General features: G+C 65.4%; 9 protein-coding genes. 4 read left to right on the top strand and 5 right to left on the bottom strand.

The window, feature by feature from the left end; all coding sequences use genetic code 11:
• The first annotated feature begins 54 nt into the window (after positions 1–54).
• Genes FPZ54_RS02555 through FPZ54_RS02565 form a run of 3 tightly spaced genes read left to right on the top strand, consistent with a single transcriptional unit; the run spans position 55 to position 1656 of the window.
• On the top strand, positions 55–525 hold the full coding sequence (locus FPZ54_RS02555; RefSeq protein ID WP_145844748.1) for a hypothetical protein: 471 nt from the start codon (positions 55–57) through the stop codon (positions 523–525).
• 25 nt (positions 526–550) lie between these two features.
• Entirely contained in the window at positions 551–880 is a 330-nt protein-coding gene (locus FPZ54_RS02560) for a nuclear transport factor 2 family protein (protein ID WP_145844750.1), read from the top strand.
• Complete coding sequence (locus FPZ54_RS02565; protein WP_145844751.1) at positions 877–1656, top strand: SDR family oxidoreductase; 780 nt, start codon at positions 877–879, stop codon at positions 1654–1656. The genes FPZ54_RS02560 and FPZ54_RS02565 overlap by 4 nt, the downstream gene beginning before the upstream one ends.
• A gap of 219 nt (positions 1657–1875) precedes the next feature.
• On the opposite strand, the gene FPZ54_RS02570 is transcribed toward FPZ54_RS02565, so the two are convergent.
• Together FPZ54_RS02570 and FPZ54_RS02575 are read right to left on the bottom strand one after the other, a co-directional pair.
• Positions 1876–4479, bottom strand: coding sequence for a glycoside hydrolase family 31 protein (locus FPZ54_RS02570; protein ID WP_186456885.1), 2604 nt, complete (start codon positions 4477–4479; stop codon positions 1876–1878).
• Between the two features lie 75 nt (positions 4480–4554).
• Positions 4555–5628, bottom strand: coding sequence for an aldose epimerase family protein (locus FPZ54_RS02575; RefSeq protein ID WP_145844755.1), 1074 nt, complete (start codon positions 5626–5628; stop codon positions 4555–4557).
• Positions 5629–5753: 125 nt separating this feature from the next.
• Here FPZ54_RS02575 and FPZ54_RS02580 point away from each other — a divergent pair, with 125 nt between their 5' ends.
• Positions 5754–6785: a glycoside hydrolase family 43 protein gene (locus FPZ54_RS02580; protein ID WP_145844757.1), complete on the top strand. Its 1032-nt coding sequence runs from the start codon at positions 5754–5756 to the stop codon at positions 6783–6785.
• 10 nt (positions 6786–6795) lie between these two features.
• Here the strand turns inward: FPZ54_RS02580 and FPZ54_RS02585 are convergent, their stop codons facing one another.
• From FPZ54_RS02585 to FPZ54_RS02595, 3 genes are all read right to left on the bottom strand, one after another.
• Positions 6796–8175 carry a tryptophan 7-halogenase gene (locus FPZ54_RS02585; RefSeq protein WP_145844758.1) on the bottom strand — a complete coding sequence of 460 codons (1380 nt, stop codon included), beginning with the start codon at positions 8173–8175 and terminating at the stop codon, positions 6796–6798.
• Complete coding sequence (locus FPZ54_RS02590) at positions 8172–9689, bottom strand: tryptophan halogenase family protein (RefSeq protein WP_145844760.1); 1518 nt, start codon at positions 9687–9689, stop codon at positions 8172–8174. Before FPZ54_RS02590 ends, FPZ54_RS02585 begins: the two co-directional genes overlap by 4 nt.
• A gap of 70 nt (positions 9690–9759) precedes the next feature.
• Positions 9760–12510: a TonB-dependent receptor gene (locus tag FPZ54_RS02595; protein WP_145844763.1), complete on the bottom strand. Its 2751-nt coding sequence runs from the start codon at positions 12508–12510 to the stop codon at positions 9760–9762.
• Positions 12511–12620 lie beyond the last annotated feature (110 nt).

The following is a 12620-nucleotide window of genomic DNA, read 5'->3' on the forward strand; positions in this document are numbered from 1 at the left end:
TATCCGAATGGCGGTAAAGGCCTATCTGCGTCGAACCGAAACGGAGTTCGAGCCATGCAATATTATCAGGTCTTCATCAGCGCCGAGCAGACGGCGCAGGCGCACCGCATCCTCGATGCGCTCATCGCAAAACAGCTGGTGTTCGGCGGTCCCGTCGTCGGCGGGCCTGCCAAGTTCCTGTGGAATTTCAAGGACAGCGACGTCCCCCCGGAAATGCGCGAGCACCGGCTGTTCACGCTGGAACAGGATTACAACTACATCATCAGCTATACCCGCGAAGACCTGAAGGACGAATTGGTCGAGGTCGCAGAGTCCGCCTCGCTGGAGGAGGTCTGCATGATCTCGTTCCTGCCGATGGAGCCGAACCGTTCGCTGCGCCTGCTGCTGGATGCATCGTTCGAAGGGCGCGGCCCTGTCGTTCAGCCCGAACCGGTCGATGCGGTCGCCGCGCTGACCTTCGTGCCCGCGGCGCAAATTCCCTCCCGCACAAAAAGCTCGACCGGCGCGGTCGGCAGCCGGCGTTGATCCAGAGACCCGAAAGGACCCGACCATGACCATGAATTTGCCAACGGTGATCGCGAACTATTTCGCCGCAGACAGGAAGGGCGAGGCCCAGGCCACGTCCGAATGCTTCACCACCGACGCCGTCGTGATCGACGAGGGCAACCGCTATGTCGGCCGCGATGCCATCCGGCAGTGGATGGCCAATGCGTCGACACAATACAGCTATACCGTCGAGCCGTTCGACGTCGCGCAGGACGATGGTCACATCGTCGTCACCAGCCACCTCGTCGGCAACTTTCCCGGCAGCCCTGTCGATCTGCGCTATCGCTTCGTGCTCGACGGCGACCAAATCACCCAGCTGGTGATCGTACCATGACGCCGTTTATCACGCTGGCAGGCAAGCGGGCGCTCGTAACGTCGGGCACCCGTGGTGCGGGCGCGGCCACCGTCGCGCTGATGCAGGATCTGGGCGCGCGGGTGCTGGCCACTGCGCGCAGCAAGCCGCCAACCATGCCCGATGCGCAGTTCATCGCCGCCGACCTGACCACGTCTGCGGGCTGCGCGACGGTGGCCGAGGCGGTTCGGGACCGGATGGGCGGGGTCGATGTTATCGTCCACATGCTTGGCGGGTCCGCCGCGCCGGCGGGCGGCTATCGTGCACTCGACGACGACGCATGGCGCCGCGAACTCGACCTCAATCTGATGCCGGCGGTCCGGCTCGACCGGGCCCTGCTTCCCGCGATGACCGATCGGGGGTCGGGCGTTGTGATCCACGTCACCTCAATCCAGCGGGAATTGCCGCTGCCCGAAGCGACGACCGCATATGCCGCCGCCAAAGCGGCGCTGTCGACCTACAGCAAGAGCCTGTCGAAAGAGGTGTCGCCGAAGGGGGTCCGGGTGGTGCGCGTATCGCCCGGCTGGATCGCCACCGAAAGCTCGGTGGACCTTGCCAGGCGGTTGGCGGCGGAACATGGCGTCAGCGTCAAGGAGGGGAAACGCATGATCATGGACTCGCTTGGCGGCGTCCCGATCGGTCGCCCCTCCGAACCGGAGGAGATCGCAAACCTGATCGCCTTTCTTGCATCCGACCGGGCGGGGACAATCACAGGCACGGAATATGTGATCGATGGCGGAACCGTTCCTACCTGTTGACGTCGCGCCCATATCAGGGCGTCGCGATCCGGCGAAACCCGCAGAAATCCGTGGGGCGGGGAGGCAGGCATTTCGGATTCGAATCCTGTCTCCCCGACCATTGCCGTTTTTCCGAGGGCTTCCGGGGGGACCAGCAGCGCGCCGAGGTTTCCTGCTGGGTTTTGGCAGAGTCCCATGTGCGAGAAAGGGGCGATTGCAGGCTTCGGGTCATGCCGACGGTCAATGTCGGATCAGCGCCATGCGTCTTGCAAACTCGGCCTTGACCTGTGGCGACACTCTCGACGCCTGCACCAGCGCCACAAGACGTGCGCATTGCCGATCGAATTCGGACACGAGCGCAGCCAGCCGCTCCGGATTATAGTCAATCAGTAGGCCCAGCTGCGCAGCCAGCGATAGGTCGTCGGGCAACGGCTCTGGCGGGGGCCAATGTTCCTTGAGCCAGGCAACCGCAGCCGCGGTCCGTGTCATCCGATAGCGCAACCCCGCGATCCGGGCGTCGGCATCGAAGTCAATCTTCACGGACAGTGGCGCTGCAGCGGGCAGGGATGGGACGACGACGCGTGCGGTCAAGCTGGCGCCGTCATAGTGCCAGTGGCCGCTGCGCTGACGATCGGATCTTGGGTACGTAACCCCGTTTACCGATACGTGCGTGGGCAGCGACGCCGCGGGAAACTCTGCAGTGATCTGTCGCGCGGTTGGCATATCAGGATAGCTGCCCTTGCGCGGGTGCACGGTCAGCGTCGCGCTGCGGGCATCGCGTGCGCTGCTGATCGGGGTGAAGCTGAACGCGTTGCCGCGATACCCTTCGTCATTTCCGGCATCTTCATAGACCTGCGTCCTTGCCGCGCCTCCCGGGATCACCTGCAGCACCAGTGCGCTCCCGTCGATCTGCTGCAGGTTCTTCGTGGCGTGAGGGTTCATCGGAATGACCGCGCCGGCCCGCACGAACAACGGAATTTCGTTCAGCAGATAGTCGCGCGAGATCGTGCGGTCGCCCGCGACGAGCTCTCCGCGGTTCGTATCGTACCACTGCCCCGGCGGCAGCCAGATCGATGTCTGAACGACACCGTCGCTTCCGGCTTTGGTCACCGGCGCAAGCAGCATGTCGTCGCCGAACATATATTGTCCGCGCGCGGTATAGGCTTCCTCCCGATCTGGCCACGCATAGTAGAGCGGACGCATGATCGAGACGCCGCTATCATAGGCCTGTCGCGACGCCGTGTAGATATAGGGCGCAAGCCGATAGCGTAGTGCCACCGTGTCGCGCAGGATGCTCTGAACCTCGGGTGAGAAGCGCCACGGCTCTTTGCGCAGATTGCCGTCCTTGGCCGAATGGGTGCGAAGGATCGGGCTGAACGCGCCGAACTGCATCCAGCGGACATAGAGTTCGGGGTCCAGCTTGCGTTGATCGGCGGGGATGCCGTCGGCGAACATATGGCCGCCGATGTCGTGGCTCCAATAGCCGTAAAGCACGTTCGAGGCCGTGGCGGTGAAATAGGGCTGATAGGCGAGCGAGTCCCAGTTGATGACGGAATCGCCTGAAAAACCGATCTGGTAGCGGTGATTTCCGAGCCCGCCCCAGCGGTGATAGATCAGCGCGCGATTGGCCTTGGTCTGCTGCATCCGCGTATAGAACAGGTGGTTGAGCCACCAGGTGTTGGACAGGCCGGGCATCAGCTTCGATTCCGGCCATTGCTGCCAGTCGAGCCACCAGAAATCGACGCCCTGCGCGGTCAGCGGGTCGAGCGTCAGCCTGAACCAATTGTCTACGAAGCGGCGGTCGGCCCCCTCGAACGGCACGGCCTTGCCATCGGTCACGCCCATCGCCCTGGCGAAGGCGGCATAGCTGTCCTCGCGCGGGGGGATGCCCGACGCGGGGTGCAGGTTCAGCGTCGCCTTGATCTTGCGGTCCTCGAGCCAGCCAAGGAAGCGCTTCGGATCGGGGAACAGGCTGCGGTTCCAGCTATAGCCGGTCCAGCCCACGCCTTCGCCGACCTCGTCCTTCACGACATAGCGGGGGTCCCAGCTGAGCTCGTCGGTGCGATGCCAGTCCATGTCGATGACCAGCACGTCGAGCGGGAAGCCGGAGCGATCGAGGTCGCCGACGAGGTCGCGCAGCTCGCGGTCGGAATAGTTCCAGTAGCGCGACCACCAATAGCCAAAGGCGAAGCGTGGCGGCATCGGCTGGCGGCCGGCGACCTTGGCGTAATCGCCGAGCGCTTGGGTATAGTCGTGGCCATAGCCAAAGAAATACAGGTCCTGGCAGTCGCCGCAGGCGCGCTTCTGCACCCAGGGGCTCGGGCGGCTGTCGTCGAACACGAACGAGCTGCTGTCATCGACGACGTGCCAGCCATCGCGCGAGAGCAGGCCCTGGCCGAGATCGAGCCGGGTGCCGTTGTCGATCTGTCGGTCCCCCGAATAGCGATCGAGCGTTCGCGCCGTGCCATGGAGGTTGCCGGTCTCTGGCATACCGGGCCGCCAGGTGAACGCGGGCTTCAACGTGCGTGAGCGTATGCTGAGGTTGGCGGCGGTAAAGCGGCCGCTGTCGAGCGTGTAGCTGAGTTCGAGCGCGTCGGTGCGGATCACCAGCCTGCCGTTCTCGACTGTGCTGGTGAAACGGGGGACGGGCTGGTCGCGATCGATGAATATCTGGGACGGCGCATCGACGAAGCGGGCGGCGGGCGACCATTCCATGCGGATCAGCCCGGACGTCAGCACCGTGAAGCGCGCCTGCCCGCGGGTGACGGTCGCGGCAGCGGCGGTGCGGCCCTCCATTTCGGCGGACTTGGCCATCGCGACGGGTGTCGTCAGCGCCAGTGCCACGGCACTCAGGCCGTACGCGACACATGCTTTTCCTCTGCTCAACATCCTCTCTTGCGATCCCTTTGCTTGATAGTGTCAGGCGGACTCGACGCCGAACCGCCATGCGATCCGGTTGCGATAAATCTGCCCTGGCTCTAGCCGAACCGAGCCGAATTCCGGGCGGTTGACGGTGTCGGGAAACTGCTGGGGTTCGAGCACGATGGCGTCGCCCATGCGATACATCCGCCTGTCCTTTCCGACCGAACTCCCGTCGAGGAAATTGCCCGAATAGAATTGCAGCCCCGGCTGGGTGGAATGGACCTCCATCACCCGCCCGGAGACGGGGTCGACAACGTGCGCCATCAGCCGCAGATGATCGGCGATATCGCGCGCGACGATCCAATTATGGTCATAGCCGCGACCGATACGCAGCTGGGGTTCGCGCGCGTCGCGCACCCGCGTAACGATCGGCATCGGGGCGCGGAAATCGAATGCGCTGCCCGCTACCGGTCGCACTTCGCCCGTCGGGATCGCGCTATCGTCGGTCGCCAGATACGCGTCGGCTGGGATGGTCAGGACATGGTCGAGCGCGCTTCTTCCGCTGCCCTCGCCGGCCAAATTCCAGTACACATGGTTGGATAATGCGACCGCCGTGACCGCGTCGGCGACCGCGCGATAGTCCACATGGAGCGTGTTCGCGGCGTCGAGCGCGTAGCGCGCGGTGACGGTGAGCGTGCCGGGATAGCCCTGATCGCCGTCGGGGCTGACATGGCCGAGCGTGACCGACGCTTCGTCCGCGTTATCGAGCGCGAGGATGCTCCAGTTTGCCTTGTCGAACCCGCAATCTCCGCCATGAAGCGAATTGGGGCCGTTATTGATCGGCACGCGATATTCGGTGCCGTCGAGCAGAAAGCGCCCGCCAGCGACGCGGTTGGCAATCCGTCCGACCGTCGATCCCATATATTGCGGCTGATCGATATATTCCGCCAGCGTTGCATGGCCGAGCGCAACGTCGCCAAGGCGTCCTTCGCGGTCCGGCACGCGCATCGCGTGGATCGATGCACCATAGGTGAGGATCGAGGCTTCGACCGTGCCGTTGCCCAGCCGGATCAGCTCGACCGGCGCTCCGTTCAGCGTGCCGAAATCGGCGCGGTCCACAGTGAAATTCATGCGCGGCTCCCGACCGCGACAAAACGGCCTTTCCTGTTAGGCTGATTTATATGATAAAAGAATGGCGAGGTCGAGTGGGCGATTTGAACCGACCGACCGGGATGACGGAGCCAAAGGAGTAAGGCATGGCAAAATATCGGGTTCTCGCAGCGCTGGCGCTGAGCTGCACCGCATTCGCTCCGGCGAAGGAGGAGCCGCCGTTCGTGCCCGTGCTGGAGGAGGATTTCGCCGACCCCTTTGTGATGCTGCACGACGGCGTGTTCTATGCCTATGCCACGAACCCTCCGGGCGGTGTCGCGAATGTTCAGATGGCGACGTCGACCAATCTCGCCGACTGGGCGCTGATCAAGACGGATGGCAAGATCCACGACGCGATGCCAAAGCTGCCCGAATGGGCACGCGACGGCTTTACCTGGGCGCCGGAGGTGCTGCGTGTTTCGAATGGTTTCGTGATCTATATCACCGCGCGTGAGAAGGAGAGCGGGCTGCAATGCGTCGGCGCGGCGTTCGCCAGCGATCCGCGCGGGCCGTTCGTGTCGAATGAGACCGAACCCATGATCTGCCAGCGCGACCTGGGCGGCACGATCGACGCCGCGCCGTTCCGCGATACCGACGGGACGCTGTACCTCTATTACAAGAATGACGGCAACAACCCGAAGTTCGGCAAGCCCACCGACATCTATGCCCAGCGCATGAGCGCGGACGGGCTCAAGCTCGAAGGCCCCGCTGTTGCACTGCTGCGCAACGACAAGCCCTGGGAGGCGCATGTCATCGAGGCGCCGACGATGGTGAAGACGCCGACCGGCTATGCGATGTTCTATTCGTCGAACCATTATGGCTGGGAGACGCACCAGCGCCTGTCGCCCTATGCCATGGGCTGGGCGGCTTGCGACGGGCCGATGGGACCGTGCACCGATGCGCCCGAGAACCCGATCCTCTACAGCTATAACAAGCGCGATGTCGGCTGCTTGAGCGGACCGGGGCATCAGAGCATCTTCAACGTCGGCGCGCGGCAGTTCGTGTCGTTCCACGCCTGGGCCGCGACGCCCGGGTGCCGCAAGCTCGACAACAAACGCTACCTCTATGTCGCGCCGTTGTTGTGGAAGGACGGCAAGCCCGCAGTCGGCGTCAGCATCCGGCCTGCCGACAAGAAGTAATCCGCCGCGCTCAGCCCGCCCGCAGCCGCGCGAGCAGTTGCGGGTAGGGGGGCACCCGGTCTGCCGCCTCAGTGAGGCGCGTCGCGAGGGCGGCGATTGCGTGCGAAACGCGCTCCAGATCGACCGATTCACTCAGCGGATCGACGCCGTGCGGGGTCACGCCAAGGCCCAGCAGCGATGCGATCCACGCATCCGTTTCGAACGGTTCGGCCTCGGACGGCGGAAGGCGGCCCCGGCGCGCGAACTGTTCGAGCGTGCGCGCGAGTCCGTCGGGCAACGGGCGTTGCCCCGATCGCAGATGATAAAGCGCGTGCAGGTCGCGCATCCGCGCACGCGTCGCGTGACTGCGGCGGTTATACTCGGCGATCTCGACCCGCGCGAAGTCGCGACCGGGCAACAGCTCAAGCGCCAGCAGGATTGCGTCCTGCGCGAGGTGGAGCGCGGTGCCGAACAGCGGATCGATCGCCGTCGCCGAATCGCCGATCGCCAGGACATTGGCCGTCCACGGCGTGCGGCACCCGAAGCGGACCGCAACGCCGCCTTCGTCCTCGCCCAGCGCGATCACGCGCGTGTGGTCCGCCAGCGCCGAGTGCCAGCGCCAGCCGCCCGCGACCCGCTCGGCCCGGTCGAGCGGGTCGATCGCGCCGCCTGTGACGTCGCATGTCGCCATTGTCCGGCCGGGCAGCCAGTCGGCCCATGACTCGAACGCACGGTCTTCGGGGTGTCGCAGCACCGCCTGCGACCCCGAACAATCGAGATAGAGATCGGCGGTGACGCGACCCCCATCGGCCGTCGTCACCGCGGCGATCGCGCCACCGTCGCCATGCTCGGCCGCGGCAAAGGGCGCGTGCCGCACCAGCGGGGCCGTGAGCGCAGCGAGCCGCGCGCGATAGCGGGGCGGATCGATGCGCAGCGCATAGAGAAAGCCGCCCAGTGGCGATGCCGGATCCCGGCTGGGGTGAGTGAACTTCCCCGCTGCGCCCAGCACCGCGGCCGCGCTGTAGTGCCAGAACGGCGCGGCCTCCGCCGCCCGGGAAGCACGATGCCACAAGCTATGAAACGGGACGGTACCGGCCTTCAGCCCATGCTCGCCGAACCCGTGCACCCAGTTGTCGCCGGCACGGGCCCAGTCGACGAAGCGCGTGCCGAGCAGGTGCGTAGCGATGCCCGCGCGCACCAGCTCCTGCTCGTCGAGCCCGATCGCGGCGTGAAAGCGATGGATGCTCGGCCAGGTCGCGCACTGAAGTTCGGCAACGGCGGCAGGATCGGGCTCGGCGGGGACTATGGTCACCGTGACGTTCGGCAACGCCCGCGCGAATGCCGCCGCCGCGGACAGGCCGACGATTCCGTCGCCGACGACGCAGATGCTGCGGATCGCGCGTCCGGTCATGCGCCGATTCCCAGTGCCGCGTCATGGCTGGGCATTGCGCCCACCGTCGCGGCGATCTGTGCGCGCAGCTTGTCGAGCGCCGGGCCGAGGTGCGCAGGATCGAACGCGTCGGCGCGCTGGTCCCAATGCCGGGGCACGATCCCCTGGCCGAGATAGACGGCGAGCCAGCTCGGTTCGAAGAACAGCCCCTGGCTGTAGCGGACAACGCGACCGGACTGGCGAAACAGCTCCATCTTCTCCGCCAGGCTGTCGGGAATGCGCATCGTGCGCATGTCGTTCCAGAAGGGGGAGTCGTCGCGCGTGGTTGCGTGATAATGGAGGATCAGGAAGTCGCGGATGCGGTCATATTCGAGGTCGACGGTGCGATTGAATTCGTCGCGGTCGGCATCCGCAATCCGCCCGTCAATCGGAAACAGCGCGATCAACTGCTCGACCGCCCCCTGCGCCAGATAGATGCTGGTGGATTCGAGCGGTTCGAGAAAGCCCGATGCCAGGCCAACCGAGACGACATTGCGGTCCCAGCTGCGCGCGCGGCGCCCGGCACGAAAGCGCAGCACGCGCGGGTCGGCGAGCGGAGGGTTCTCGAACGCTTCGATTAAAGCGGCGGTGGCCGCTTCCTCGTCGAGATGCGCGGCCGAGAAGACATAGCCGTTGCCGACCCGATGCCGCAGCGGAATGCGCCAGCGCCAGCCCGCTGCCATCGCGATGGCGCGGGTGAACGGCTCGATCGGACCTTCGGGCGAGGCGCACGGCGCGGCGACCGCGCGGTCGCACGGCAGCCAGTGCGACCAATCCTCCCATGGCGAACCGATTGCTTCGCCGATCAGCAGTGCGCGGAAGCCGGAGCAGTCGATAAACAGGTCGCCCTCGACCCGCTCGCCGCTGGCAAGGGTAAGCGCGGCCACGTCGCCCGACAGCGGGTCGAGCGTCACGTCGACAACCCGGCCTTCGGTTCGCTCCACCCCGCGCGCAACCGCATAGTCGCGCAGATAGGGCGCGAACAGCGTGGCATCGAACTGATAGGCATAGCCATAGGTGGAGCGCAGCGACCCTGCTTCATGGGTCGGCGGGGCAAAGCGGCCCTGCGCCGCCATCCGGTTGCACACCGAATAGTCGAACAACGTATCGTGGCGGCCCTCCGCCTGCATCCGCAGCCACAGATGGTGGAAGGGCACGCCGTTCAGCGGCATTCCGAAAGTGCCGAACGGGTGGAGATAGGAGTCGCCGATCCGGCCGAAATCGCGGAACTCAATGCCGAGCTTGTAGGTCGCCTGCGTGACGCGCATGAACTCGGCCTCGTCGATCCCGAGCATCGACACGAAGGCGCGAAGGTGCGGGAGCGTCGCCTCGCCGACGCCGACGATGCCGATATCTTCGGATTCGACGAGCCGCACGCTGCAGGCATGTGGCAGGCGGCGGATCAGCGCGGCGGCCGCCATCCAGCCCGCAGTGCCGCCGCCGACGATGACGACACGGGTGCGCGGCCGGTCGTCGCGGGGGGCTTGGCTGCTCATGCCATAATCCTCAAACGACAGGAGCCGAAGAGCAAGGCTCTCCGGCTCCCATGTTGACCCGACCGCCCGGTCAGAAGCGGAAGCGGACACCCACGGTGAGGGTCGATTCCTCGTAGCGGACGACGCGCGGATAGGTTGCGGTGAACGCCCCTTCAACCGGCAGCGCGTTGTTGACCGTGTTTGTGCGGGTCAGCGTCGAGCTGAACGGATCGCCGAGGATGTTGGTCCAGTCGCCGAAGACCGTCACCGCAGGCATCACATCGTAGCTGACCGACAGGTCGAGCCGCTGAACCGGATCGGCCTCTTCGGTATAGAGGTGGTCGCCGCGCCGCTGATAGGTCAGCGGGAATTCGCTGCGCCAGTTGTACGCCAGTCGCGCCGACAGGCCATTGGCCTCGTAGAAGACGGCGGCGTTGGCCGACCAGTCGGACACGAACAAAAGCTCGCGATTGACCGTCCGGATGAGCGGCGAGCCGTCCGGCTGCAGGCCGTCGTCATAGTTGAAGTCCGACCGCGCATCGAGGTTGGTGAGGTTACCCTGCAGGCCGAACTGCGGCAGGCCGATGAAATCGAGGAAGGTCGAGCCCTGGATTTCAAAGCCGCGGATGCGTCCCTTGCCCGCGTTGACCGGCGAGCTCAGGCGCAGCGGGGTGCCGTCGGGCAGGGTGCCGGTGAAGGTATTCCCCTCGATGAACCCGTTCATGTCGCGGTGGAAGACGCTGACCGACACGAAGCCGTTGCGCGAGAAGTAATATTCGAGCGCGGCGTCGTAGTTGCGCGACGTCAGCGGGTTCAGGAACGGGTTGCCGCCGTTGCCGGTGCGATAGCAGCCCGCCGGGATCGGGTTGAGCTCCAGGCACCCGTTCGTGTTGGGCCGGTCCAGCGTGCCCGAGGCGCGAAGGTCGGTGAAGTTCGGGCGCGTCTGGGTTTCGGTGAAGGCGAGCCGGGCCTGGATCTTTGGGGTGAACCGGATGCGCGCGTTGAAGTTGGGCAGCCAAGCCTCAAACTTGCGCTCGACCACCGTCGGCGTCTGCACACCCGGCCCGCCGTCCGCCGGGAGTACGAAGCGGGTACCCGAGAGATCCAGATCGCTGCGTGCGTAGCGCAGGCCGATTGTCCCGTCGATGCTGGCTTCGCCACCCAGCGGAATTTCGTAGCGCAGCTGGCCATAGGCGGCGAAGTGCTTTTCGTTAGCGTCCCAGGTCTGCTGCGGATCGGCCGGAGGCGCGCCGGTCAGCCCGGGCTGGTTGAACTCCCGCAATTCCGCCAGATTGGCGCGGATGCTGTCATAGGTGGGCGACAGCCAGGTGAGGATACCCGGCTGGGGGTTGGCACCGCGGAAACCGGGCTCGAACAGCTCATAGGTCAGCGGCACCGCCGAGAAGGGGCGGCGGTCGCCTTCGCGATCGAAATAGCGATTGCCATATTCGCGATGCGCATCGCGGTCGGTGTAGCGGACGCCGGCCTCGAATGCCTTGATCCACGGCATTTCGGTCTCGTAGACGGCGTCGATGCGCGCCTGCCAGTCCTTGCCTTCGGCCCGCTGCGCCTCCTCGTAGAAACCGCGATAGATGTAGTTGGCCGGATCGCTGGCGTCGAAGCCGGGGATCGAGAAAACGGCGCCGCCGTCACCACGGTCCGCATTGGTGTCGAACTCGATCGTCTGTGGGCTGGCGAAGGCATAGTCGACGCTGGCGGTCGATCCGGTGAAGGTCGAATCGGTCCGCGCGATGTCGGCGGTGATCTTCAGCCCACCGGTCTCGAAGCTGCCGCCGGCAGCGATCTGATAGGTATCGGTCCTGTTGTAGGTACCGCCCTGATAGCCCTGTACGCGGCGCGGATTGGTGACCGTCGCGCTTTCGAGCAGGTCGGGGCGATCGGGCACCGTCACGACGTTGGAAAAGCCCGAGCCGCCCCACAAAGCCGCTTCCATCTCACGCGACGACAGCTTGTTGCGGAAGCCCTGATAGAGCCCCTCGACATAGAATTCGAGGCCGGGCGAGGGGCGCCACTGGATCGCGCCGTTGACCGACGGACGCTCGCGGTCGCCCTCGTCATAGGTCACGCGCTGAATGTCGGGGAACTGCGTCCCGCCGGGACCGCCGCCGGCGACGAAGTCGGTGTTGGACCGCGTCGAATCGCGATAGTGCATGCTGGTATAGGACAGACCGAGCAACGCGCCGATCTCGCCCCCGCCGATATCCCAGCGGTCGGAGACCATGATGTTGCCGTTCGGATTATAGTCGCGCGCCTGATAAGTGTAGGTCATCCAGGCCGACCCGGCGACATGGAAGTCGGCAAAGTCGAACGGACGGCGCGAGCGCACGTTGATCAGGCCGGCAAGGCCCGGCTCGACCAGGTTCGCAGTCGAGGTCTTGAACACCTCGATCGCGCCGATGGCGCCCGAGGGGAAATCCTGCAGCGCGACCGAACGCGTTTCGGCGGTGAAGATCTCGCGGCCGTTATAGGTGGTGACGAAATCGGGCAGTCCGCGGACGAGCACGCGTCCGGCCTCGCCGCCGCTGCGCTCGACCTGCACGCCGGGAATGCGCGCGGCGGTGTCGGACACGGCGATGTCGGGCAGCTTGCCGATGTCCTCGGCCACGATCGCGTCGACGATCTGGGTCGAGTTGCGGCGGATATTCTGCTGCGATTCCAGCGACTGGCGATAGCCGCTGATGACGATCTCTTCGGTCTGGGTCGCAGGCGCTTCCTGCGCATCCGGAGCGGCTGGCGTGGTTTCCTGCGCCCAGGCGGGCGCGGCGACCAACGCAATCGCTGCAACGGATCCGGAGCAGCGGATCAAAGTCCTCAAACGCATCAATGTCCTCCCCTTCGATAATTCACACCGCGCCGGCCGCCTGGTCAGCGACTCTCCTCATCGTCGCTATAGAAGCGTGCTTTCGCCGCTGACAAGAGATTTATAAGATT

Source organism: Sphingomonas suaedae, assembly GCF_007833215.1.
GTDB classification, from domain to species: Bacteria; Pseudomonadota; Alphaproteobacteria; order Sphingomonadales; family Sphingomonadaceae; genus Sphingomonas; species Sphingomonas suaedae.